This is a genomic window from Roseateles sp. (assembly GCF_049240545.1).
Taxonomy (GTDB): Bacteria; Pseudomonadota; Gammaproteobacteria; order Burkholderiales; family Burkholderiaceae_C; genus Paucibacter_A.
The window spans coordinates 1-23,444 of sequence record NZ_JBMLSK010000041.1 but is presented as its reverse complement, the minus strand read 5'-3'; the positions used below and the strand labels follow the sequence as shown (position 1 = coordinate 23,444).

21 protein-coding genes and 2 tRNA genes are annotated in these 23,444 nt (G+C 60.1%); 17 read left to right on the top strand and 6 right to left on the bottom strand.

Annotation, left to right across the window (positions count from 1 at the left end; genetic code table 11):
* Positions 1-2 precede the first annotated feature (2 nt).
* The gene (gene map, locus ACOVRJ_RS02345; protein WP_422042298.1) at positions 3-806 is read right to left on the bottom strand and encodes a type I methionyl aminopeptidase; all 804 of its coding nucleotides are present in this window, start codon (positions 804-806) and stop codon (positions 3-5) included.
* A gap of 72 nt (positions 807-878) precedes the next feature.
* A complete protein-coding gene (locus tag ACOVRJ_RS02340) occupies positions 879-1,703 on the bottom strand; it encodes an undecaprenyl-diphosphate phosphatase (protein WP_422042297.1) in 825 nt (274 codons plus the stop codon).
* 146 nt (positions 1,704-1,849) lie between these two features.
* Between ACOVRJ_RS02340 and ACOVRJ_RS02335 the strand changes: the two genes are divergently transcribed.
* The 8 genes from ACOVRJ_RS02335 (at position 1,850) to ACOVRJ_RS02300 (ending at position 11,190) form a co-directional block, all read left to right on the top strand.
* Complete coding sequence (locus ACOVRJ_RS02335) at positions 1,850-2,488, top strand: TetR family transcriptional regulator (RefSeq protein ID WP_422042296.1); 639 nt, start codon at positions 1,850-1,852, stop codon at positions 2,486-2,488.
* Between the two features lie 69 nt (positions 2,489-2,557).
* Positions 2,558-3,685, top strand: a complete 1,128-nt coding sequence (locus tag ACOVRJ_RS02330) for an efflux RND transporter periplasmic adaptor subunit (protein ID WP_422042295.1) — start codon at positions 2,558-2,560, stop codon at positions 3,683-3,685.
* A 16-nt stretch (positions 3,686-3,701) separates the two neighbouring features.
* Entirely contained in the window at positions 3,702-6,860 is a 3,159-nt protein-coding gene (locus ACOVRJ_RS02325) for an efflux RND transporter permease subunit (protein ID WP_422042294.1), read from the top strand.
* Positions 6,861-6,907: 47 nt separating this feature from the next.
* On the top strand, positions 6,908-7,561 hold the full coding sequence (locus tag ACOVRJ_RS02320; RefSeq protein WP_422042293.1) for a protein-L-isoaspartate O-methyltransferase family protein: 654 nt from the start codon (positions 6,908-6,910) through the stop codon (positions 7,559-7,561).
* 11 nt (positions 7,562-7,572) lie between these two features.
* Positions 7,573-7,905: a rhodanese-like domain-containing protein gene (locus ACOVRJ_RS02315; protein WP_422042292.1), complete on the top strand. Its 333-nt coding sequence runs from the start codon at positions 7,573-7,575 to the stop codon at positions 7,903-7,905.
* A gap of 102 nt (positions 7,906-8,007) precedes the next feature.
* A complete protein-coding gene (locus tag ACOVRJ_RS02310; protein ID WP_422042291.1) occupies positions 8,008-9,354 on the top strand; it encodes a TolC family outer membrane protein in 1,347 nt (448 codons plus the stop codon).
* Positions 9,355-9,522: 168 nt separating this feature from the next.
* Positions 9,523-10,305, top strand: a complete 783-nt coding sequence (gene yaaA / locus ACOVRJ_RS02305; protein WP_422042290.1) for a peroxide stress protein YaaA — start codon at positions 9,523-9,525, stop codon at positions 10,303-10,305.
* Positions 10,306-10,338: 33 nt separating this feature from the next.
* Positions 10,339-11,190 carry a 2OG-Fe(II) oxygenase gene (locus ACOVRJ_RS02300; protein WP_422042289.1) on the top strand — a complete coding sequence of 284 codons (852 nt, stop codon included), beginning with the start codon at positions 10,339-10,341 and terminating at the stop codon, positions 11,188-11,190.
* Between the two features lie 52 nt (positions 11,191-11,242).
* Here ACOVRJ_RS02300 and ACOVRJ_RS02295 read toward each other — a convergent pair whose 3' ends face one another.
* Complete coding sequence (locus ACOVRJ_RS02295) at positions 11,243-11,704, bottom strand: Lrp/AsnC family transcriptional regulator (protein WP_422042288.1); 462 nt, start codon at positions 11,702-11,704, stop codon at positions 11,243-11,245.
* Between the two features lie 99 nt (positions 11,705-11,803).
* On the opposite strand from ACOVRJ_RS02295, the gene ilvB reads away from it, so the two are divergent.
* Positions 11,804-13,630 (top strand): biosynthetic-type acetolactate synthase large subunit, encoded by a 1,827-nt coding sequence (gene ilvB / locus ACOVRJ_RS02290; protein WP_422042287.1) that lies wholly within the window; start codon positions 11,804-11,806, stop codon positions 13,628-13,630.
* On the opposite strand, the gene ACOVRJ_RS02285 is transcribed toward ilvB, so the two are convergent.
* From ACOVRJ_RS02285 to earP, 3 genes are all read right to left on the bottom strand, one after another.
* Positions 13,615-14,457, bottom strand: coding sequence for a GNAT family N-acetyltransferase (locus ACOVRJ_RS02285; RefSeq protein WP_422042286.1), 843 nt, complete (start codon positions 14,455-14,457; stop codon positions 13,615-13,617). The two genes, ilvB and ACOVRJ_RS02285, sit on opposite strands and share 16 nt — an antisense overlap.
* A gap of 139 nt (positions 14,458-14,596) precedes the next feature.
* Entirely contained in the window at positions 14,597-15,151 is a 555-nt protein-coding gene (efp, locus tag ACOVRJ_RS02280; protein ID WP_422042285.1) for an elongation factor P, read from the bottom strand.
* Positions 15,152-15,392: 241 nt separating this feature from the next.
* On the bottom strand, positions 15,393-16,463 hold the full coding sequence (earP, locus tag ACOVRJ_RS02275) for an elongation factor P maturation arginine rhamnosyltransferase EarP (protein ID WP_422042284.1): 1,071 nt from the start codon (positions 16,461-16,463) through the stop codon (positions 15,393-15,395).
* 64 nt (positions 16,464-16,527) lie between these two features.
* Here earP and uvrC point away from each other — a divergent pair, with 64 nt between their 5' ends.
* The 8 genes from uvrC to ACOVRJ_RS02235 form a co-directional block, all read left to right on the top strand.
* Positions 16,528-18,606: an excinuclease ABC subunit UvrC gene (gene uvrC, locus ACOVRJ_RS02270; protein ID WP_422042283.1), complete on the top strand. Its 2,079-nt coding sequence runs from the start codon at positions 16,528-16,530 to the stop codon at positions 18,604-18,606.
* A gap of 229 nt (positions 18,607-18,835) precedes the next feature.
* Positions 18,836-19,177, top strand: coding sequence for a hypothetical protein (locus ACOVRJ_RS02265; protein WP_422042282.1), 342 nt, complete (start codon positions 18,836-18,838; stop codon positions 19,175-19,177).
* A 108-nt stretch (positions 19,178-19,285) separates the two neighbouring features.
* Entirely contained in the window at positions 19,286-19,852 is a 567-nt protein-coding gene (gene pgsA, locus ACOVRJ_RS02260) for a CDP-diacylglycerol--glycerol-3-phosphate 3-phosphatidyltransferase (protein WP_422042281.1), read from the top strand.
* A 292-nt stretch (positions 19,853-20,144) separates the two neighbouring features.
* Positions 20,145-20,432 (top strand): HU family DNA-binding protein, encoded by a 288-nt coding sequence (locus ACOVRJ_RS02255; RefSeq protein WP_422042305.1) that lies wholly within the window; start codon positions 20,145-20,147, stop codon positions 20,430-20,432.
* 35 nt (positions 20,433-20,467) lie between these two features.
* A tRNA-Val gene (locus tag ACOVRJ_RS02250) sits at positions 20,468-20,543 on the top strand.
* 114 nt (positions 20,544-20,657) lie between these two features.
* Entirely contained in the window at positions 20,658-22,568 is a 1,911-nt protein-coding gene (locus ACOVRJ_RS02245; protein ID WP_422042280.1) for a SurA N-terminal domain-containing protein, read from the top strand.
* Positions 22,569-22,669: 101 nt separating this feature from the next.
* Positions 22,670-22,745 (top strand) — tRNA-His (locus ACOVRJ_RS02240).
* A gap of 15 nt (positions 22,746-22,760) precedes the next feature.
* The coding region (locus ACOVRJ_RS02235) for a DUF6538 domain-containing protein (protein WP_422042279.1) at positions 22,761-23,444 on the top strand (684 nt) is incomplete at its 3' end.

Below are 23,444 nucleotides of genomic sequence, written 5' to 3'. Positions count from 1 at the left end.
ACTCAGCCGCTGATGAAGGCGGGCGGGGGGGGGCTGCCGGCCGACAAGGTGAAAACCTCGTAACCGGTTTCGGTCACCACCAAGGTGTGCTCCCATTGGGCCGAGAGCGAGCGGTCCTTGGTCTTGATGGTCCAACCGTCGTTGTGCTCGCGCATATGGCGCTGGCCGGCGTTCACCATGGGTTCGATGGTGAAGACCATGCCGGGCACCAAGACGTCCAGCGTGCCGGGGCGGCCGTAATGCAGCACTTGCGGTTCTTCGTGGAAGACCTGGCCGATGCCGTGGCCGCAGAACTCTCGCACCACCGAGAAGCCCGCGTTCTCGACAAAGGTCTGAATGGCATGACCAATGTCGCCCAGGTAGGCGCCGGGCTTGACCTTGGCGATGCCCTTCCACATTGCTTCGTAGGTGAGGGCGCACAAGCGCTTGGCAGCGATAGAGCCTTCACCCACCACAAACATGCGACTGGTGTCGCCATGCCAGCCGTCTTTGATGACGGTGACGTCGATGTTGACGATGTCGCCGTTCTTCAAGGCGCGGCCATCGGGGATGCCATGGCAAATCACATCATTGACCGAGGTGCAGATGGACTTGGGGTAGGGCGTGTAGCCGGGCGGCTGGTAGTTCAGTGGCGCTGGAATGGCTTGCTGCACATTGACGATGTAGTCATGCGCCAACTTGTCCAGGGCTTCGGTGGTGATGCCGGGCTTGACATGCGGGGTCAGCATGTCAAGCACTTCGGAGGCCAGGCGGCCGGCTATGCGCAGCGCCGCAATATCGGCGCCAGTCTTGATCGTGATCGTCATGCCGGCATTTTAGCTTTGAGGCTGAAGCTGCCCGGCTGATCCCAGCTCAAAGGCTGGCGCCTGAAGGGGCGATCAGTCCGCCCACACGACCAAGCCGCTCCAGGCCGTGGCCAGCACGATGATGCCGAAGACGATGCGGTAATAGGCAAAGGGCACAAAGCTGTGGGTGGAGATGTAGCGAAGCAGCCAGCGCACGCAAATCCAGGCGCTGATGAAGGAGAACAAGAGCCCCACGCCAAACATCGGAATGTCCTCCACGCTGAGCAAGGCTCGCTCTTTGTAGAGGCTGTAGGCGCCGGCGCCAATCAGCGTCGGAATGGCCAGGAAGAAGGAGTAATCGGTGGCCGCCTTGCGCGACAAGCCCATCAGCATGCCCCCGATGATGGTGGCGCCCGAACGGCTGGTGCCTGGCACCATGGCCAAGCACTGAATCATGCCGACCTTCAGGGCGTCCAGCGGGGTCATATCGTCCACGGTTTGAATCCGCACCGCGGTTTGTTGACGCCGCTCGGCCCACAAGATGATGAAGCCACCCAGGATGAAAGTGGTGGCCACCACGGTGGGCGTGAACAGATGTGCCTTGATCGCCTTGCCAAACAGCAGGCCCAGTAACACGGCAGGAAAGAAACCGATGGCCACATTGATCACAAAGCGGCGCGCGCGCGCGTCAGAACCCAGGCCCACCGCCACTTCCCTCAGGCGCTGGCCGTACACCAAGATCACGGCAAAGATCGCGCCGGTCTGGATGGCGATGTCAAACACCTTGCTCTTGGCGTCGTCAAAGCCGAGTAGGGCGCCGGCCAGGATCAAATGGCCCGTGCTGGAAATGGGCAAAAACTCGGTCAGGCCTTCGACAATGCCCATGATGGCGGCCTTGATCAGCAATATGGCGTCCAAACGCAGCTCCCTCAGATTGAATGGCCGGCATGATAGCTGGCGCTCATGACCGCTCTTGGCTGATCGGGGCCAAACTTGACCGGCTCGGCGCCGGGCGCATACATTAATGACCAATGAGTCATTAACGCCATCGCGCGACCTACCTTTTGAGCACCGCGCCCCGTCAACGTCGAAAAGAAGCTCGTCCGCAGGAGTTGCTGGCGGCGGCCTTGACCTTGTTTGTTGAAAAAGGCTTTGCGGCCACCCGTACCGAAGAGGTGGCTGCCTTGGCCGGTGTGTCCAAGGGCACGCTCTACCTCTACTACCCAAGCAAGGAAGAGTTGTTCAAGGCCGTGATTCGAGAGAACCTCTCGGCCCGTATTGCCGAGGCGGTCGATTTGGCGGCTCAGCATCAGGGATCGGTGACCGACTTGTTGTGCCATGTGATGCAGGCTTGGTGGCAACAGGTCGGGATGGGTCCGGCGGGCGGCATCAGCAAGATCATGATGGCCGAGGCCCGGAATTTCCCGGATCTCGCCCGGTTCTATGTCGATGAAGTGGTGCAGCCCATTCACCGTTTGTTGGGTGGTTTGATCGAACGCGGCATTGCCAGCGGCGAGTTCCGCCCGGTGCCTCCGACCGAAACCGTGCAGGTCTTGATCGGCCCGATGCTGCACATGATTCTTTACCAACACTCCCTAGGCGCTTGTCGCTTGCATGGCCCCACAATCGACGCGCCGGCGGTCTTGGCGGTTCAGGTGGACCTGATCTTGCGCGGTTTGCTGGCCAAGCCGCTGGGTCACTGAGTTTTTGATCCTTATGGTTTCGTTCGTCTTTGCCTTGTGTGGGAAAGTTCATCTGCGATGAAGTTTGGCTTGAAATTGACGCTTGGCGTGCTCGGACTGGCACTGGTCGGGGCTCTCGTGATGAAGTTCGTCAAAGGGCGCCAAGCTTCGACACCGGTGCCCGAGAAAGCAGCCATTGGCTTGGTGCTCGGAGAGCTGGATGTGTTGCGGGTGCAGCGGCAGCGCTTCTCTGGGGCTCTGGAGGTTTCTGGCAGTTTGCGGGCGATTGAGACGGCCATGATCAAGGCCAAGGTTGCCGCTGAATTGGCGAGTTTGAGTGCGCGCGAAGGCGATTCGGTCCGCGCAGGCCAAGTGTTGGGGCGTTTGGATGCCACCGAGTTGGATTGGCGTTTGAAACAAGCCGAACAGAATGCGTCGGCCGCCAAGTCGCAGCTGGATATTGCGCGGCGCACCTTGGACAACAACCGGGCTCTGGTCTCGCAAGGATTCATCTCCGCAACTGCATTGGACACGGCGGTAGCCAGTGCCGCCGGGGCCGAAGCCAGTTTCCTGGCTGCCAAGGCCGCCGTCGAGTTGGCCCGCAAGGCGCAAGCCGACGCAACGCTGATCGCGCCGATATCGGGTCAGGTGTCCCAGCGTTTGGCTCAGCCGGGGGAGCGCGTGGCGATTGATGGGCGTGTTTTGGAAATCGTCAATCTGGCGCAGATGGAGTTGGAGGCGGCAATCCCTGCCGAGTTGGCGGCCGGTCTGGCGCCCGGTGCGAGGGCTCTCTTGCAGGTGGACGGCTTGGCGGCCGAGGTGCCGGCACAGCTGGCCCGCATCAACCCGGCGGCGCAGGCGGGGTCACGGGCCGTGCTGGTCTATCTGAAGGTGACAGGGCAGCCGGGTTTGCGTCATGGCATGTTTGCCCGGGGGCGCATTTTGCTGGATGAGGCCGAAGGCCTGCTCGTGCCACCCACAGCGGTGCGGGTCGACAAGGCACGCCCCTATGTCCTGCAGATCGTGGACGGCAAGACCCGCTCACTGGACGTAACTTTGGGGCGCAGCGGCGAGGTGGCTGGACAGCCGGTGGTGGAGCTGCTGTCCGGCGTCAAGCTGGGTGATTTGCTGCTGACCGGCGCAGCCGGTCAGGTGGCGGATGGCAGCTTGGTGAAGCTGCCCATGCCCAGCCCCGCTGCCTCGGCCGCATCCCGCTGAGGCAGGGGCGCTCGCCATGTGGTTCACCCGCGTTTCGATTCAAAACCCCGTCATGGCCGTGATGGTCATGCTGGCCTTTGTGGTCTTGGGCCTGTTCAGCTATCAGCGGCTGTCGGTGGACCAATTTCCCAGTATCGACTTTCCCACCGTGGTGGTGCAGTTGGACTATCCCGGCGCCTCGCCGGAGATTGTTGAGAGCGAAGTCACAAAGAAAGTCGAGGAGGCCGTCAACACGGTGGCCGGCATCAACACCTTGACCTCGCGCTCCTACGAGGGCGCCTCGGTCGTCATCATCGAGTTCAATCTCGATGTTGATGGCCGCAAGGCCGCCGAGGATGTGCGCGAAAAAGTGGCCTTGATGCGGCCCACCTTGCGCGACGAGGTGAAAGACCCGCGCATCTCGCGCTTCGACCCGCAAAGCACGCCCATCTTCAATGTGGCGGTGCTCTCGGACGATGGCCAACGCAGCACCCAGGAGCTGACCACCTGGGCCACCCAAGTGCTGCAAAAGCGTCTGGAGAATGTGCGCGGCGTTGGCTCGGTCAGCGTGGTGGGCGGCCTGCAACGCCAGGTGCAGCTGCGGCTGCGTCCGCAGGCCATGGAGTCGCTGGGCGTCACGGTGGATCAGGTGTTAGTGGCGGTGAAGAGCGAGAACCAGGAGCTGCCGCTGGGCTCGATCCGCTCGGCCGATCAAGAGCGGGTGGTGCAAATCAATGCGCGACTGAAGAAGCCGGAAGACTTCCGCGACATCGTGGTGGCGCGCAAGGCCGGCAACTCGATCAAACTCTGGCAGGTCGCCGATGTGGTGGACGGCCCGCAGGAAGTCGAAAGCCTGGCGCTCTACAACGGCCAACGCACCGTGCTCTTGAGCGTACAAAAAAGCCAGGGCGAAAACACCATCGAGGTGGTGGACGGTTTGATGCGAGCTTTGAAGGAGGCCGCCCCCATCACGCCTAAAGGCATCAAGACCGAGATCAACCGCGACAACTCGCGGGCGATTCGGGTCTCGGTGGCGAATGTGCAGCGCACCTTGTTTGAAGGCGCGGCGCTGACGGTGCTGATCGTGTTCTTGTTCCTGAACTCCTGGCGCTCCACCGTCATCACCGGCTTGACGCTGCCGATTGCCTTGATCGGCACCTTTCTCTTCATGTACTTGTTCGGCTTCACCATCAACAACATCACCATGATGGCGCTGAGCCTGTGCGTGGGCTTGTTGATCGATGACGCCATCGTGGTGCGAGAGAACATCGTGCGCCATGTCGCCATGGGCGCCAGTCCCAAGCAGGCGGCGCTGGACGGTACGGCCGAGATTGGCTTGGCAGTGCTGGCCACCACCTTGTCCATCGTGGCGGTGTTTTTGCCAATCGGCTTTATGGGCGGCATCGTCGGCAAGTTCTTCCATGAGTTCGGCATCACCATCGTGGCGGCGGTGCTGATCTCGATGTTCGTCAGCTTCACCCTGGATCCGATGCTGAGCAGCGTTTGGCACGACCCGCAGGCGCACGGGGTGCATCGCGGCCCGCCGGTGACGCTCTACGACAAGACCCTGGGCCGCATCACGCTGAAGTTCGATGACTTCACCGAGTGGCTGTCCGAGGCCTATCAAAAGATTTTGGGTTGGTCGCTGCGCCACAAGGCCGCGACCTTGGGCATTGCACTCTCGACTTTTTTGTTCAGCTTTGTCTTGCTGGGTGGTGTGGGCAAGGAGTTTGTGCCCAAGGCCGATTTGTCCGAAACTCAGATCAATTTCTACACGCCGGTGGGCTCCAGTCTGGAAGTGACCGAGGCGCGCGCCAAGCAGATCGACCTTCTGCTGCGCGAATTGCCCGAGGTGCGCTACACCGTCACCACCATCAACAGCGGTTTTGCTGCGGGCAAGATTTATGGGGCCATCTATGTGCGTCTGGTGGATCGCAAGGACCGCAAGCGCTCGGTGGCCGACTTGGCTCAGCCGATACGCGAGAAGCTTTCGACCGTGGCGGGCATCACCGTCACCAATATCGGGCAAACCGATCTAGGTGGAGGCAAAAGCCTGCAGTTTTCCATCCAGGGCTCGGACCTCGGCGAACTGGAGCGCTTGTCCAAGCAGGTGCAAGCGGAGCTGATCAAGATCCCCGGCCTGGTGGATCTCGATACCACGCTCAAGCCTAACAAGCCGACTGTCTCCATCGAGGTCAAGCGCGATGTCGCCGCCGATGTGGGCTTGAACGTCAACGCGTTGGCCGGCTCGCTGCGCACCCTCTTGGCCGGCACCACTGTCGGCAACTGGCGGGCGCCAGACGGCGAGAACTATGACGTGGTGGTGCGGCTCGGGCCCGAGGGCCGTAACGCCTTGTCTGATCTGCAGCGTTTGCCGCTGAATGTGGCGCCGGCGGCCGATGGCTCGGCGAGGGTGGTGCGCTTGTCGCAGGTGGCGGACGTGCACGCCTCCACCGGCCCGAACCAGATCAATCGACGCGATATGAGCCGCGAGATCACGATTGACGCCAACGCCCTGGGTCGCAGCTCCGGCGAGGTTTCGGCCGACATCAAGGCGGTGCTGGACGGTATCGCTTTCCCGCCAGGCTACCGCTACAGCTTTGGCGGCTCCACCAAAAACATGAACGAGTCCTTCCAGTACGCGGTGGGGGCCTTGGGCCTGGCGGTGGTGTTCATCTACATGATTCTGGCCAGCCAGTTCAAGAGCTTTTTGCAGCCGCTGGCTTTGATGAGCTCGCTGCCGCTGACCTTGATCGGCGTGATCCTGGCGCTGCTGATGTTCCGCTCGACGCTGAATATGTTCAGCATCATCGGCATCGTGATGTTGATGGGCCTGGTCACCAAGAACGCGATTTTGCTGATCGACTTTGCGATCCGTTCGCGACAGGGCGAGCATGCCTACGGCGTGGACGCCGAGCCCATGGGCCGCGAGCAAGCGCTGCTGCATGCTGCCAAGGTGCGTCTGCGGCCGATTCTGATGACCACCTTGGCCATGGTCTTCGGCATGGTGCCGCTGGCCTTTGCGCTCAGCGAGGGCTCGGAGCAGCGCGCGCCGATGGGTCAGGCGGTGATTGGGGGCGTGATCACCTCGTCTTTGCTGACGCTGGTGGTGGTGCCGGTGATCTATTGCTATCTCGATGATCTGGCCGTTTGGGCCAAGCGTCGTTGGTCTGGAAATAGAATCTCTGCAGAATGAATGTGCTGCGGCGCCCTGGTGCCGTTGAATGTCAAGGAAACGACAAGATGAATATCGAACAAGCCCGCTTCAATATGATCGAACAGCAGATCCGCCCCTGGGATGTGCTGGATGCCGAGGTGCTGCAACTGCTGGCGGTGGTCAAGCGTGAGGATTTCGTGCCGGCGGCCTACCGCGGCATCGCCTTCATGGACACCGAAGTGCCGCTGCCGGGTGATCAGAAGATGCTGGCCCCTCGGGTTGAAGCGCGCCTGCTGCAGGAGTTGAAGGTGGCTCGCCATGAGAAGGTGCTGGAAGTCGGCGCCGGCAGCGGCTTTATGGCCGCGCTGCTGGGCCACCGCGCGCAGAAAGTGTTCTCGCTGGAGATCAATCCGGAGCTGGCCGCTTTGGCCGCTGCCAACTTGAAGCGTGCCGGGGTGACCAATGTCACGGTGCGTGAGCAAGACGGCGCTCAAGGTTTCGCCGCTGAAGGCCCGTTTGATGTGATTCTGCTGTCGGGCTCGGTGCAAGAAGTGCCGGCAGGACTCTTGGCTCAGCTCAAGGTCGGCGGACGCCTGGCAGCGATTGTGGGCGCTGAGCCGGTCATGCAAGCGCAGTTGATCACTCGCGTCGGCGAGAAAGACTTCCGCACCGTCAATCTGTTTGACACCGTGGCGCCGCGTCTGCAAGGCTTTGCTTCAGCCCAAGCCTTCAGCTTCTGAGCACAAGCGGTATGTCAGTTCAAATTGGGGTGGATGAATTGCTATCGCTGAGCCAGTCGGCGCAGCCGCCCCTGTTGTTGGATGTGCGTGAACCCTGGGAGGCGCAGTTGGCCAGCATCCGTATCGACGGCATGCCCAGCCTGCTGATGCCGATGGGGCAGGTGCCGGCCCGATTTGAAGAACTGGAGCCCACGCAGCCCATCGTCTGTTATTGCCATCACGGGGTTAGAAGTCTGCAAGTCGTCGCATTTCTGCAGCGCGCGGGTTTCGAAAGCGTCTATAACCTCGCCGGTGGCATTGATGCATGGTCGCTTGAGGCGGACCCTGCAGTGCCGAGATACTGAAACCATGATTGCTGCGCAGCGTGCCAAGGTCGTGAACGGCTGCGAAACGCTCAGCGGCAAAGATCGTCAACACCAACAATCAAATCCCAAATGAGGAAGCTCATGCCAGTCCATCAAGCAAACAAATTGCGCCGCCCCTTGAGCCAAGTCGGTATGGCGTTGCTGATGGCCTTCGGTGCCGCCGGTGTGGCGCGCGCTCAAAGCCTGCTGGAGTTGTACGACACGGCGCGGGCTTTCGATCCCACCTATTTGTCGGCGCGTGCGCAAGCGGATGTCGCCCAGTACCGAGTGGGCCAAGCTGAGGCCTTGTTGAAGCCGACACTGGGTGTCGGCGCCAGCGCGACCAGTTCTCAGGTCGATATGAAGAAGTTTGGCTGGACCGGCACCAATTCGGTCCAAATGGGCCTGAGTGGCAACTACAGCCTCTACAACAAAGGCAATCGCCTGACCGTTGAACAGGCCCGTTTGGGTTTGGACTTGTCTGCGGCCGACCTTGAGACCGCCGAGCAGGATTTGATTGTGCGCTTGGCGCAGGCTTACTTTGACGCACTCTCCGCCAAAGACGCCTTGTCCACCACCCGTGCGGCCAAGGCTGCATTCGCAGAGCAGTTGGCCTCGGCCAAGCGCAATTTTGAGGTGGGCACCTCGACCATCACCGACACCCGTGAAGCGCAAGCCAAGTTTGACTTGGCGGTGGCTGCCGAGATCGCGGCCGACAATGACCTGCAGGTCAAACGTTTGAAGCTGAATCATCTGGTCGGCAAGCCGGTGGATCCCAAACCCTTGGCCGTGCCGGTGGCCCTGCCTGCCTTAGCGCCCGCCACGGTGGAACCCTGGGTGGCGCTGGCCGAAGAGCAGCATCCACAGATCCGCAAGGCCAAGGCCGGCGTGGATTCCTCGATCTTGGAAACTGGCAAGGCACGCGCCTCTGATGGCCTGACGGTGGATCTCAACGGCAAGGTCGGCGCGCTCGATTCGCGGGGTGAAGGTGCCAAGCTGGCTGGCACCACCGGCACCACGGCTAGTGGCAGCCTGGGGCTGTCGGTCAATCTGCCGCTCTACACCGGCGGCGCCAGTCAAAACAAGGTCAAGGAAGCCCTGGTGCTGGAAGAGAAAGCCCGTCAGGACCTGGCCAATGCGCGCCGCGGGGTCTCGGAAGGGACGCGCAGCTTCTTCTTCGGTGTGCTTTCGCAAGCGGCGCAGGTGAAGGCGCTCGAAGCTGCGGAGGCTTCGACCAAGTTGGCTTTGGATGCCACCCAGTTGGGCTACAAGGTCGGCGTGCGGGTCAATCTGGATGTCTTGAATGCGCAAACCCAGCTCTTCTCCACCCAGCGTGATTTGGCCAAGGCGCGCAATGAAACCGTCTTGCTGAACCTGAAGCTGCGGCAGGCCGCGGGCATCTTGAAGCCCGAGGATGTGGCGGCGACCAATCAGTTACTGGCTAAATGAATGGATTGATCGATTGATTGATTGATTGATCGCTCAGCCATGAGGCCCGCTTCAAGCGGGCTTTTTCATTTCAGGTGGCCCGCAGTGATGGGCCATGAGTCTTGACTTGCGTGGGCTCCATGCCCCTTGGGTTCATCGGGCACATCTAGAGCGGCGAGAATATCAGCCATGCTTTATCTGATCTCTCCCGCCAAGTCGCTTGACTACGAAACCCCGACCCCTGATCCCCTGTTGGCATTGAGCAGTCAACCGCAGTTTGTGCCGCAGTCCAGCCAGTTGATCAAGCTGCTGAAGACCAAGTCGCCAGCGGATGTAGCCGAGATGATGGATTTGTCGGCGCCATTGGCGGAGCTGAATGTGGCGCGCTTTCAGTCATGGCGCCCCGAGTTCACGCATAACAACAGCAAGCCGGCTGTCCTGGCCTTCAATGGTGATGTGTATGAAGGTTTGGCCGCAGCCAGCCTGAGCACCGAGCAGCTGCAATGGGCGCAGCAGCATTTGGCCATTTTGTCGGGCCTCTATGGGGTCTTGCGCCCACTGGACTTGATCCAACCCTACCGGCTCGAAATGGGCACTCGCCTGGACAATCCCGCTGGTACCACGCTCTACAAGTTTTGGGGTGACCGTCTGGCCGAGCATTTGAATGCTTGCGCCGCTGCAGCTCAGGTGCCGGTGATCGTCAATCTGGCTTCCCAAGAGTACTTTCGCGTTGCCGATCGCCCGAGTTTGAAGCCGCGGGTGATTGAGTGTGTGTTTGAGGATTGGAAGAACGGGCAGTACAAGATCATCAGTTTCTTCGCCAAACGCGCGCGTGGACTGATGGCTCGTTACGCCATCACCGAGCGGATCGACACGCCGGCAGGATTGCAAGGTTTCAATGCCGAGGGCTACGCCTTCGAGGCCGCTTTATCCTCGCCCGAGCGCTTGTTGTTCCGACGCCGCTTGAGTTGAAAAACGGGGTCGGTGATCACGCAAAATACCGGCATGAGTGGACAGCAACACATCACCCCTGAGTTGAGGCAATGGATCACCGAGCAGCTCGCGCAGGGCTTCGACCGCGAGCAAATCGTGGCCTCGATGTGCAGCAGTGGTTGGCAAGTCGCCGTTGCGCAACTGGCCTTTGATCAAAGCAGCACCGGTGGCGCCATCATGGGGCAAAGCCCCTCTGTGGCATCCGTCGGCGCCTTGCCCGAGCCCGATCTGAGTCGCGGGACGCCGACCCTGTGGCTGGGCGATCGGCAGGTGCAGGTCTTGCTGAGTTTGAGCCACCCACGCGTGGTCTTGCTGGGCGGCTTGCTTTCCGATCAGGAATGCGACGAGATGGTGGCCGCGGCTGGTGCCCGCTTGGCGCGGTCTGAAACCGTGGCAGCAACCCAGGCGGGCAGCGAGGTCAATGCAGCCCGTACCAGTGATGGCATGTTTTTTGAGCGAGGGGAAAACGAGCTGGTGCGAAAGGTGGAGGCGCGGCTGTCTCGTTTGCTGAATTGGCCGGTGGATCGGGGAGAGGGCCTGCAAATCCTGCGTTATCGACCGGGTGCCGAATACCTGCCGCACTACGATTATTTTGACCCCCAGATGGCGGGCTCGGAGGCCATTTTGAGCCGGGGCGGGCAGCGCGTTGGCACCTTGGTGATGTACCTCAATACCCCGACGGCGGGTGGCGCCACGATCTTCCCTGACGTCAAGCTCGATGTCATGCCCGTCAAGGGCAACGCCGTGTTTTTCAGCTACGCAAGACCTGACCCCTCAACCCTGACCCTGCACGGCGGCGCGCCGGTGCTGGAGGGAGAGAAGTGGGTGGCGACCAAGTGGCTGCGAGAAGGCGTGTTTGACTGAGCAGGGTCTCGCGGTCTGACCTTGCGGCGCAGGGGTGGGGGCGGGGCTGAGCTTACTGTCGCAAAGGCAGTTGGCTCTGCTTCAGTTGTCGCAGCACAAAGCTCGACTTGCTGTGCCGGATGCCAGGAATCTTGTAGAGCCGCTCGCGCAGCAAACGCTCGTAGTCACGGGTGTCGGCCACCGCAATCCGAACGTAGTAGTCATAGTCGCCCGAGACCAAAAAGGCCTCCAGGACTTCTGGAATCTGCTCCAGGGCCTGGCCAAATTCGAACAGCGCCTCGTCGGAGTGGCTCTCCAGGGTGACCTGAACGATCACGGTGTCTGCCAGCCCGACCTTGGCCGCATTGACGCGGACCGCGTAGCCTTCAATCACGCCCGCTTCCTCCATGCGCTTGATGCGACTCCAGCAAGGGGAACTTGTCAGCCCGACTTGTTGGCTGAGTTCTTGCAGGCTGATGCGGGCATCTCGCTGCAGGGCGCCAAGAATGGCGAAATCGAGTTTATCGAGCTTCATTCTGTGAAAACTATATTTGGAAGAAGGATTTCCTGAATTATCCATTTCCATTGGAAATTTCAGCAGCCTTTGCTGTGCCAATTTGGGCAAAGTGGTGCCATGAAATGCTCACTCAACGAACGCCCTGTCGGGCTGGACACCCCGCCCACTTCTGAGGCTCCTTTCAACGGCGCACAAGCCTTGATTTCGGCCTTGCTGGACTTGGGCGTGGACACGGTGTTTGGCTACCCCGGTGGCGCGGTGCTGCCGCTGTACGACGCGCTGCACGCCGAGCCTCGTTTGCGCCATGTGTTGGTGAGGCATGAGCAAGCCGCTGTCCATGCGGCCGAAGGCTATGCGCGCAGTTCCGGCAAGGTCGGCGTCGTGTTCGTGACCTCGGGTCCCGGCATGAGCAACACCACCACAGGACTTTTGGATGCCTTGTGCGATTCGGTGCCGGTGCTGTGTATCAGCGGGCAGGTGGCCACCAGCGCCATCGGTACCGATGCTTTTCAGGAGTGTGATGCCTTGGGCATCTCCAAGCCGGTGACGAAATGGAATGCGCAGATTCGCGAGGTTGGCCAGGTGGCGAGCTTGGTCGTGCGCGCCCATGCTTGTGCGGCTGGCGGGCGCCCGGGCCCGGTTTTGTTGGATTTCCCCAAGGACCTTCAGTTGGCCACGCTGCCAAGGCCGGACCCAAAGAATACCGAAGCCCGCTCGCGTGACAGCGCTGGCGTGCCCCCTTCACCGGCCCCGCGCGCTCAGTTGCTGCCTTTCTGCCCGCGCAGCAATCAAGCGCAGTTGATCCGAGCGGCTGAGTTGTTGGCCCAAGCTCGCCGGCCCGTGTTCTATGGCGGAGGCGGTTTGGTCAACGCCGGTGCCTTGGCCTGTGCGGCATTCAAGCGTTTGGTGCATCTCACTGAGGCCCCTTGCACGCTGACCTTGTTGGGCTTGGGCGCCTTTCCGGCCTCGGACGCCCAGTTCCTGGGGATGTTGGGCATGCATGGCACTTTGGAGGCCAATCTCGCGATGCACCGCGCGGATCTGGTGGTTTGCGTGGGGGCTCGTTTTGATGATCGCGTGACCGGCAAGCTCGACGGCTTTTGCCCCGATGCCAAGATCATTCATTTGGATGTGGATCCACGCTCGATTGGCAAGGTGGTGCCCACCGAAGTTGGCTTGGTCGGTGATTGCGCCGACAGCCTCTTGGCACTGGAGCGGGTTTGGGCCGAAGGCCAATACCAAGCCGCGAACCTGCAGGACTGGTGGCAACAAATCGGCCGCTGGCGAGCCGAAGCATGCTTGGGCTTTGAGGAGGAGCGCTCAGGGCCTATCTTGCCTCAGGCCTTGATGAGTCGATTGAACGCTGCGATTGCCGGCCTGGATGCGATTGTCTCGACGGACGTCGGGCAGCACCAGATGTGGGCCGCTCAGCATATCCGCCTGGAGCGACCCGGTCGCTGGTTGAGTTCGGGTGGCGCGGGCACCATGGGTTATGGCCTGCCGGCGGCCATCGGGGCGCAAATTGCGCATCCAGATAAACCGGTGGTGTGCGTCAGCGGCGATGCCTCCGTGTTGATGAACATCCAGGAGCTGTCAACCGCCGTGCAGCACCGCACGCCGGTGAAATTGGTCTTGTGCAATAACGGCCGCATGGGCATGGTCAGGCAGTGGCAAGAACTGATCCACGGCGGCCGTTACAGCCACAGCTATACCGAGGCATTGCCGGACTTTGTAGCGCTGGCCTTGGCCTTTGGCTGGCGGGCTGCGCGTGTGGAGCGGCGGGAGGATCTGGATGCGGCGCTGCGTGAATGCCTGGACACCGAAGGCCCGTTCTTCCTGGACGTGGTGGTTCAGTCAGAGGAGAACTGTTTTCCCATGATTCCGGCGGGCGCCGCCCACAACGAGGTTTGGTTGGGCAAAGGGCGGGTCTACACCGAGGCCTGAGCCTGGGGCTTGTCTTCGCTGGCAAAAAAGTAGCGCAGGGGCCAAGTCATGCAGATGGGCAAGAAGCCCATGGCTTGCAAGATCGGCAAGCTCATCGGCGAGGCATCCACCGCCATCCATTCAAAGCCTCGCGCCTGGGCCTCCTCGAAGCGACAGTCGAACAAGGCGGAATAGACCCCGCGCCCCCGCCACGCGGGCAGTACCGCGCCGCCATGCAGCTCCGGGAAGCGCGAGCCCCTGGGATAGTCGGTCCATCCGCTCCCGATCGGCTGGCCATGGGCATAGGCGCAGAACATGCTCATCGTTTCTGCTTCTTTCAGGCTGAGCGCCAGCTTGGCGCGCAGCCATTCAAAGTCCCGCCCCCAAATGGCGGCCTGCACGGCGAGGACATCGTCCAGATCTTTGGGGTTGACGATGCGGCGAATCTCCACCTCCATCGGCACCTCTTGGCGCGCATCAGCACCCTGCAGGCCGCGGCTTCGTCGTGCCTGTCCCTTCAAGGGGTACAGCATGAAGCACTCGGGTTCATCGGCCTTGAAGCCCGCTTTCTCGAGCATTTGCTTCAGATCGGCTGGCCGCTCCAGTGCATAAACCTTCCACTCAAAGTCCTGCTTGCGGCGCCGGAAGTGCTCGATCTGCGCTTCGATCTGCGCTGCTTCGACTCCGCTGTCCAGTTGGCTGAAGCAGATCAGCGCTTCACCGCCTGTGGGGCCGCCCAGCGGCACATGCCTTCTCAGATGCGGCAAGCACTCCAAGGTGTAACCCGGCAGGGCATGGTTCAGGCGGTCCAGTCGGAAGGATTCAAACAGTTGCAATTCCAGGTCCATGAGCTTAGCTTCAAGAAAACACCGGTCGGCCACTATGCCTGCACTAGAAGAGGGGCCGGCGGGACCGGCGAAAAAAAAGGTGCCTGCGGGCACCTTTTGATTTGTCGCATGCACCCAAGTGCTTGCAGGGACTGAGTCCTCAGACGCGCTTGCGGTACTCGTGCGTGCGGGTGTCGATTTCGATCTTGTCGCCTTGGGCCACAAAGATAGGCACAGGGATTTCGAAGCCGGTGGAGATCTTGGCGGGCTTCAGAACCTTACCCGAGGTGTCACCCTTGACGGCTGGCTCGGTCCAGGTCACTTCACGCACCAGCGAAGTGGGCAGCTCGACCGAAATGGCCTTGCCGTCGTAGAACACCACTTCCACAGGCATCGCGTCTTCCAAGTAGGACAGGGCGTCGCCCATGTTCTCGGCTTCCACTTCAAACTGGTTGTACTCGGTGTCCATGAACACATACATCGGGTCGGCGAAGTAGGTGTAGGTGCAGTCCTTCTTCTCCAAGATGATTTGGTCCATCTTGTCGTCGGCCTTGAACACGACTTCGGTACCGGAGTTGTTCAGCAGGCTCTTGAGCTTCATGCGCACGGTTGCGGCATTGCGGCCGCCGCGGCTGTATTCGGTCTTCAGCACAACCATCGGGTCCTTGCCGTGCATGATGACGTTGCCGGCGCGGATTTCTTGAGCGATCTTCATGAGTGTTCCGTTTTGGAAAAAAGGTTCTTTGGGGCGGCCGATTCAAGTTTTTTAAAAAATCTTCAAATCGTCGGGTTCGCCTGGTGTTTTCGCTTGAAAGCTTGGAATTCGATCAAGCCGGCGCAGACAAATGAATTCAGGGGCGAGATCCTGAGATTCCCGCAAGCCTGATTCAAGGCCTGTCCAAATGACGTTGCAAGCCCACGCCAGAAGCTTCCGTGGCGCAGCAAAGCGCCGGATTTTAGCCTGTTTTGCGGCTCAACTCGATCAGCTGGCTGCTCAAATCCGCGCGGGATACCAAATGCTCACGCCAGATTTCGGCGTGCTTCAGGGCTGGGCTCATCTTTGGCATGGCGGCGGGCCAGTCACCCAGGCCGTTCCAGGCCCGCCACAGCGCCCGCCATTGCCGTGCTGGATCGGACGCCACCTGCTGCAGCCATAAGTCCATAAAGGCCTCCAGCTTGGGTCCATGAGCACCGTCGGCCTGCGGATAGATCTGCCAGACGAAGGGCTTGCCGGCCCATTGGGCTCGCACGAAAGAGTCTTCTCCGCGCACGAAATTCAAATCACAGGCCCAGAGCAGCCGATCGAATTCAGGCTGACTCAAATAGGGCAGGGCATGCCAGCGCAGGTTTTGCATACAAGCCACTTGGGGCGATTCGAGAAGCTGCTGCTGCGCAGCCCCCGGGCAGACCAAGAGCAAGGTGGCTTGTTGCGCTGACAGTTGTTGCAGCAAGTCCTGCAGCCGTGGATTGGGGTAGGCAAACAGGCTGACGACACGTTCACCGCTGCGGCGCACCAGTCCGTGTCCGGCGAGCCAGGCTTCGCTATTAAAATGCGCTTGCTCCTCCAGCAGCCCAGCTTCGCGCAGCAAGCCACCGGTTCGAGCCGTGAAGCCGGGATAAAAAAACTGCTTACTCAGGCCTCGGCCGGCGCCGCTGAACTGCGGCGAGCTGAGGCCGTGGCTGCGCTCCACATAGGACTCGGCGCTGAGGTACTCCAGATTGAGCCAGAGGGGTGGCTGCGGTTGACGAGCCGCCATGCCTGCGACGAAGGCTTGAGGCAGTTCGCAGCCAAAGGTCTCGATCACGACGTCGCCGACCGTGGTCTCCTTGAGACTTTCGGACCAGTGACGAACTTCCAGGTTTGAGGGGGGGGCGCCGGGTGCCATCCACTGCAGGGCGCTGGGATCGTCGATCCAAAAGCGGACGGTTTCGCCGCGCGCGGCCAGGTCGCGCGCCAGCCGCCAACCGACGCCGACGTCGCCGAAGTTGTCAATCACCTGACAAAACAAGTCCCACTTCAGTCCCACGAGTTTCCTTGTGCCGCATGCAAGCCGGAATTATCAATGCCGCCTCGCGGCACAATCGCGCACCATGCAAGAGTCTGATTCCAGCAAATCTTTGAAGGCAGCCAAAGACCGCGAGGCAAACTCGGTGGCGGCCGAGAATGCTGAGCGCAGCGCAGCGGAACTCGGCGCACAAAAACAAGCCGAATGGGCCAGCGAACGCCAAACCATTGAGGCGGCTGAGGCCGCGCGTGTGGCCGAGGTCGAGCAGGCGGCCAGTGCAGGGCGCGAGCGTTTGTTGCAAGAAGTGGCGGCCTTGCCGGGCCTACCGGGCGTCTATCGCTACTTTGATGCGCAGAACCAGGTCTTGTACGTGGGCAAGGCCAAGCATCTGAAAAAGCGGGTGTCCAGCTATTTTCAGAAGGACCACGGCGGTACCCGCATCGGCATGATGGTGGCGCGAATCGCCCGCATGGAGACGACGGTGGTGCGCACCGAGTCCGAGGCCTTGCTGCTTGAGAACAACCTGATCAAGACGCTGAACCCCAAGTTCAACATCTTGTTTCGCGACGACAAGAGCTATCCCTATCTGAAGCTCAGTGGTCATCAGTACCCCCGCATCAGCTACTACCGCGGTGCGGTCGATCGGCGGCATCGTTTTTTTGGACCCTTCCCAAGCGCCTGGGCGGTGAAGGAGTCGATTCAGCTGATCCAGAAAGTTTTCAAGTTGCGGACCTGCGAAGACACGGTTTTCAACAATCGCAGTCGCCCTTGTTTGCTGTACCAGATCCGGCGTTGCTCAGGGCCTTGCGTCCCCGAAGGTCAGGGAGAGGATTACGCCCGCAATGTGAGCAATGCGGAGCGTTTTTTGCTGGGCGAGACCGAAGCGGTGATGGAGGGATTGCAGGTTCAGATGATGGCCTATGCCGAAAGGCTGCAGTTTGAGTTGGCGGCCGAGGTGCGCAATCAGATCAGTGCATTGGCCCGGGTCTTGCAGCAGCAGTCGATGGATGAGAACAGTGCGACCGGTCGCGACCGGGATGTCGACATCATCGCGGCCAAGGTGCAGGGCGGGCGTGCCTGTGTGAATCTGGCCATGGTGCGAGGTGGCCGTCATTTGGGTGATCGGGCCTTTTTCCCCAAGCACGTGGAAGAGGCCACCTCTCTGGCCTTGGCCGACGATGAACAACGGGCCCAGCAGCTTTCACCCGAGCGACAGGTTCTGGAGGCCTTCATCGCGCAGCATTATTTGGACGCCCAAGTGCCGTCCTTGATCGTGTTGAACGAGGCGGTTGATGAGTCTTGGAGTCAGACCTTGAGCGATCAGGCCGGCTACAAGGTCACGACTCAGGCGCAGCCACGCGGGCAGCGGCGAATCTGGCAGGAAATGTGCATCAAGGGCGCAGAACTGGCCTTGGCGCGCCTGTTGTCTGAAGAGGGCTCTCAGCAAGCCCGCACGCGGGCCTTGGTCGATGCGCTGGACTTGTCGGTCCAGGACTTGGAGGCGTTTCGCATCGAGTGCTTTGACATCAGCCATACGGCTGGTGAGGCCACCATGGCTTCCTGTGTGGTCTTCGAGTCTCACCAGATGCAAAGCAGTCAGTACCGGCGCTACAACATTGAGGGCATCACCGGTGGCGATGATTACGCGGCGATGCGTCAGGTCTTGACCCGTCGATACAGCAAGATGGCGGAAGCGGCTCAATTGGGCAACGGGCGCTTGCCCGATTTGGTCCTGGTCGATGGCGGGCGCGGCCAGGTTTCGATGGCGCGTGAAGTGTTTGAAGAGCTGGGCCTGGACTTAGGCTTGATTGCCGGCGTGGAAAAGGGCGAGGGTCGCAAAGTGGGTCTGGAGGAGTTGGTCTTCGCCGACGGCCGCCCCAAGGTCTATCTGGGCCGAGATTCGGCGGCGCTGATGCTGATTGCGCAGATCCGCGATGAGGCGCATCGCTTCGCCATCACAGGCATGCGCGCCAAGCGAGCAGCCGTGCGCACCGGGGGCTCACGGCTTGAGGATGTGGATGGCATCGGGCCCAAGAAACGCGCCCAATTGCTGCAACGATTTGGTGGTGTGCGCGGCGTGGCCGAGGCCAGCATCGAAGAAATAGCCAGTGTCAAAGGAATATCCCGGGAACTGGCCGAGGAGATCTATCGTGTCTTGCATTGAGAAGCCGGCGAGGCGTGTCGAGAGTGCCGTCAAGTCCTGCTTGCCTCGAGTTGCTTTGGGCTTTGGCGTGGGCTTGGCCGCCTTTCTGAGCGGATGCTCCAACTTGCCAAGTTTGTCCAAACCCGCTGCCAGGCCGGCATCACCCGTGCAGGAGCGCCCGGAGCCGACGCCGGCCGATCGCTCCAGTCCGGTCGCACCAAAGGCGCCCGAACCGGCCAAGCCAACGGGCTTGGGTCCACCAAAACAGCCACACAGCCACGCCGAGTTACGTGCCCAAGCGGCGCAGCGATTGATTGCCGCCAATCCAGAGATGACCTATCTGGGTGAGGTGCCGGCCGTCTTGTTGGCAATTCCTGTGCTCGAAGTGGAATTGCGTCACGACGGCAGCATCAAAACCATCCATGTTTTGCGTCGCCCAGGTCAAGCGCCGGAGACCCTGCAAATGGCCATTGAGGCGATTCATCGGGCGGCGCCCTTTGGCAATGTTTCGCGTTTGCCTGAGCCTTGGAAGTTCAGCGAAACCTTCCTCTTCAATGATCAAAGGCGATTCAAGCCGCGTACCCTCGATTGAACTCGAATGCCTTGACCTGGTGCCGAGTCAGCCGAGGGTTGCGTCATTAAAGAGACATTGTTTTTCAAGGCCTCAGGAGGTGCCCCATTGTTGGGCACAATGACCCTCATGTTTTTCAATTTGCCAACACTGTTTACCTGGGCCCGTATCGTGGCCATTCCCCTGATCGTTGGGGTTTACTACTTGGATCTGGAGAAACAGACGCAAAACTTGTTTGCGACCGGGCTGTTTGTCGTGATCGCGCTGACCGATTGGCTGGACGGCTATTTGGCGCGCAAGCTGAATCAGACCTCCGCATTCGGCGCGTTTTTGGATCCAGTGGCCGACAAGATTCTCGTCTGCGCGGCGCTGCTGGTGTTGTTGGAGTTGGGGCGTGTCAATGCCTTGGTCGCTCTCGTGATTGTGGGGCGCGAGATTGCGATCTCCGCGCTGCGCGAATGGATGGCCCAGATCGGAGCCTCCGGCAGCGTGGCGGTTCATATGGTGGGTAAGCTCAAGACCATGGCCCAGATGATTGCGATTCCCTTCCTGCTCTTTGATGGGACTTTGTTTGGGATGATCTCCACGCGCCTGTGGGGGACGGTGCTGATGCTGGCCGCCGTCGTGTTGACCATCTGGTCGATGGTGTATTACCTGCAAAAAGCCTTGCCGGAAATCAGGGCGAAAGCCCGATGACATCGGGCATTTGAGGGCTTTCTGAACTCTTGCCCTGAGACTGAAACGCGAGACTCAGGTTCGATGGCTTGCTTGTTTCATGCGAGCTTCATCGATTGCCTTGACCGCCGGAACTTGTGGGCGCAAATCCAACTTGTCCCCCGGGCTTTCACCTGCTCTTTGACGTCGATGAATGCGCTTAGAATGCGCTTCCCTTGTTTGACGGGCTTGGTTTCGGGCGCTGCTCGAAAGAACCTCAAACGATGTGAGCAAGTGTCAATGGGTGAGCGCCGGCTCTGGCCGGCGAGTCTTTGTGAGAGGTACTGAAGTGAATAAGTCCGAACTGATCGAGCACATCGCAACGCAGGCAGACATTTCCAAGGCCGCTGCAACTCGTGCGCTGGAGGCCCTGATCGGTGGCGTGAAGACCACGCTGAAGAAGAATGGTTCGGTTTCTCTGGTAGGCTTCGGTACCTTCAGTGTGACCAAGCGAGCAGCGCGTGCTGGTCGCAACCCACGTACCGGCGACGCCATCAAGATCAAGGCGGCAAAGGTGCCTAAGTTCAAGCCCGGCAAGGGGCTCAAGGACGCGATCAATTAAACTGTTCGCGTTCCACACAGAATTCCGGTTGACCCGGGTGCTTAGCTCAGTTGGTAGAGCGTCGCCTTTACACGGCGCAGGTCGGCGGTTCGAGCCCGTCAGCACCCACCATAAATGCCCAAGTCCAGCGATGCGCTGGGCGTGGGCCTTGGCCGCAGTGCCACCCCACGCAAAGGCGAACCTCGGTTCGCCTTTGTCGTGTCTGCCCGTCTGAGGTTTTAGAAGATGTTTGAATACGTTCGCAAGCACAACCGACTGTTTCAGCTGATCTTGCTGATCTTGATCGTGCCTTCCTTTGTCTTGGTCGGTGTTGAGGGCTACACCAGCCTTATGGACTCGTCCAATAAGGGCGTGGCAACCGTCGATGGGCGCAAGATCACCCAGGTTGAATGGGATGCTGCGCACCGCCAACAGGTCGATCGCATGCGCCAGCAGATGCCAAATCTGGACGCCAAATTGTTTGATTCGCCGGAAGTGCGGCGCGAGGCTCTCGACGGTTTGGTGCGTGATCGAGTGATGCAAGCAGCGGCAGCCGAGCAGCATTTGGTGGTCAGCGATGAGCGTTTGAGCCAGATTTTCCGCAATGACCCGCAATTCGCCTTTTTGCGCAACCCTGACGGCACTCTCAACAAGGGCTTGATCGCGGCGCAAGGCATGAACTCGCAGATGTTTTTGGAGCGTTTGCGGCAAGACCTGACCCTGCGCCAGGTGACTGCAGGTGTTGGTGGCTCGACGATTGCTTCGACGGCCAACTCGGCGATGGCCTTTGATGCTTTGCTGCAGCAGCGCGAAGTGCAAATGCAGCGCTTTGATGCCCGAGACTTCGCTGCTGGCATTCAGATCACCGAAGCTCAAATCGAGGCCTTCTACAAAGACAGTGCCAATGCAGCTCAGTTCCAGAAGCCGGAATCCGCGCAAATCCAGTATCTGGTTTTGGACTTGGAGGCACTGAAGGCTGGCGTTAGCTTTTCTGAAGAAGACCTGCGCAAGTACTATGCTGAGAATGCTTCGCGCTACTCGGTGGCTGAAGAGCGTCGCGCCAGCCATGTTTTGATCAAGGCCGAGAAGTCGGCTTCAGCAGATGAGCGCAGCAAGGCCAAGGCTCGCGCCGAAGAATTGCTGACTCAGGCCCGCAAGAACCCGAGCGGCTTTGCTGACTTGGCGCGCAAGAATTCGCAGGACGAGGGTTCGGCGGCGAATGGTGGTGATCTTGATTTCTTCGGCCGCGGCGCGATGGTCAAGGTTTTTGAAGACGCGGTGTTCGCGCTCAAGTCGGGTGAGATCAGCAATGTGGTCGAGTCTGAATATGGGTACCACTTCATTCAGTTGACCGGCATTCGCGGTGGCGACAAGAAGGCGTTTGAGGCCGTTCGTCCTGAAATCGAATCCGAGGTGCGCAAGCAGTTGGCGCAGCGTCGCTATTCTGAGGCTGCTGAACAGTTCAGTAACTTGGTCTATGAGCAATCTGACAGCCTGCAGCCTGCGGCTGAGAAGCTGAAGCTGACGGTGCAAACAGCAACGGTGCAGCGGACGCCGCTGCCGGGAGCGTCGGGGCCATTGGCATCTCCCAAGCTTTTGGAGGCTGTGTTTGGCAACGAGGCCTTGCGCAACAAGCGCAACACCGAGGCCTTGGAAACAGGTTCAAGTCAGATGACAGCCGCACGTGTGGTGGAGCACAAGCCCTCCCATCTGCAGCCTTTGGCCGAAGTTCATGACAAGGTGCGCGCGCAACTGCTGCGCAAGCTGGCCACCGCAGAAGCTGTGAAGGCCGGCCAGTTGCGTCTTGCTGCATTGCAAAAGGGGGGGGACGAAGCTGGGCTGTCTGCGCCGGTCGTGGTTTCGCGTGCGATGCCTCGAGACTTGCCTCGCAAGGTGCTAGATGCGGTATTGGTTGCTGATGCCAGTAAGTTGCCTGCGGTGATTGGCTTAGACGCCGGTGAGGGCGTTTATGTTGTGGCACGTTTGACCAAGGTCTTGCCGCGTGATCCAGCAGTTGTCGATGCTTCTCGTGCGGCTGAGCAATACGCACAAGCCTGGAACGTGGCCGAAGGGGAGGCCTTTGTAGATGCGCTCAAGGCGCGCTTCAAAGTGCAAGTGAAGGCGCCTGCGGCGGCCGCATCGAGTCCTTCGCTATAATCCTGTTTAGTCGGCGAGTCTGTGTTTGAGTCGCTCAAAAAGAATTTAGTAGAAAAGCTTGCATTTGATATAAAAGCCGTTCTATAATCTTAAGCTCTGCGGTGGTTGTAGCTCAGTTGGTAGAGTCCAGGATTGTGATTCCTGTTGTCGTGGGTTCGAGCCCCATCAGCCACCCCAACTTCTTCTAAGTCCTTGATTCTCAAGGACTTGCAGGCGAGGTATAAGTTCTCAGGCAGTAGTTGCTACACACGGTGTTACACACAACATCGAAATGGCAACATCATGCAAACACTCCCTGAGCATCTTTACCTTCGCGGCAAGCGCGGAATTTTTCAATTCCGACGCCGAATTCCCAAAGACTTGCATCACCTCTATCCGCAGCACAAGCGGGAGGTGGTCGTTAGTTTGGGCACCAGCGATCTGCGCCTGGCCAAAGAGCGTCTTCACGCCGAAGAGGCCAAGGTCGACGCCGAATTCGCCAAGCGGCGAAACAGCTTCAAGCAGACCTGGAGTCCCCCCGCTCGCCAGCAGGTGACCGATTTGACCCCTCAGCAACTGGACGATCTGGCGCAAACCTGGACTCACTCCGTTTTGCGCGCGGATCAGAATGAGCGAAGTGCGGGGCTGTCAGAAGCTGAGTTTGAGGAGTTGGACGTTGAACTCGACACGCAACGAAAAGACCTTGGGCGGCTCCTGGCCCGAGGCTGCGTCGATCCGATTGTTCCGGCCATGTACTCGGTCATGCACATTCTGGGCTACGACACGAAATTTGACGCCGCCACAGAGCACAAAGTTGCAATGCGGCTGCTGGAGGCGGTCGTGTGTTGGCGCCGACCGAATTTTGACCACCCGCGCCGATTGAATTTTGACCAGGGG

Excerpts from the sequence above, each read along its gene's own strand:
- map (WP_422042298.1), bottom strand. The coding sequence starts at position 806 with ATGACGATCACGATCAAGACTGGCGCCGATATTGCGGCGCTGCGCATA.
- ACOVRJ_RS02325 (WP_422042294.1), top strand. The coding sequence starts at position 3,702 with ATGTGGTTCACCCGCGTTTCGATTCAAAACCCCGTCATGGCCGTGATG.
- ACOVRJ_RS02320 (WP_422042293.1), top strand. The coding sequence starts at position 6,908 with ATGAATATCGAACAAGCCCGCTTCAATATGATCGAACAGCAGATCCGC.
- ACOVRJ_RS02315 (WP_422042292.1), top strand. The coding sequence starts at position 7,573 with ATGTCAGTTCAAATTGGGGTGGATGAATTGCTATCGCTGAGCCAGTCG.
- ACOVRJ_RS02310 (WP_422042291.1), top strand. The coding sequence starts at position 8,008 with ATGCCAGTCCATCAAGCAAACAAATTGCGCCGCCCCTTGAGCCAAGTC.
- yaaA (WP_422042290.1), top strand. The coding sequence starts at position 9,523 with ATGCTTTATCTGATCTCTCCCGCCAAGTCGCTTGACTACGAAACCCCG.
- ACOVRJ_RS02300 (WP_422042289.1), top strand. The coding sequence starts at position 10,339 with ATGAGTGGACAGCAACACATCACCCCTGAGTTGAGGCAATGGATCACC.
- ACOVRJ_RS02295 (WP_422042288.1), bottom strand. The coding sequence starts at position 11,704 with ATGAAGCTCGATAAACTCGATTTCGCCATTCTTGGCGCCCTGCAGCGA.
- ilvB (WP_422042287.1), top strand. The coding sequence starts at position 11,804 with ATGAAATGCTCACTCAACGAACGCCCTGTCGGGCTGGACACCCCGCCC.
- ACOVRJ_RS02285 (WP_422042286.1), bottom strand. The coding sequence starts at position 14,457 with ATGGACCTGGAATTGCAACTGTTTGAATCCTTCCGACTGGACCGCCTG.
- efp (WP_422042285.1), bottom strand. The coding sequence starts at position 15,151 with ATGAAGATCGCTCAAGAAATCCGCGCCGGCAACGTCATCATGCACGGC.
- uvrC (WP_422042283.1), top strand. The coding sequence starts at position 16,528 with ATGCAAGAGTCTGATTCCAGCAAATCTTTGAAGGCAGCCAAAGACCGC.
- pgsA (WP_422042281.1), top strand. The coding sequence starts at position 19,286 with ATGTTTTTCAATTTGCCAACACTGTTTACCTGGGCCCGTATCGTGGCC.
- ACOVRJ_RS02245 (WP_422042280.1), top strand. The coding sequence starts at position 20,658 with ATGTTTGAATACGTTCGCAAGCACAACCGACTGTTTCAGCTGATCTTG.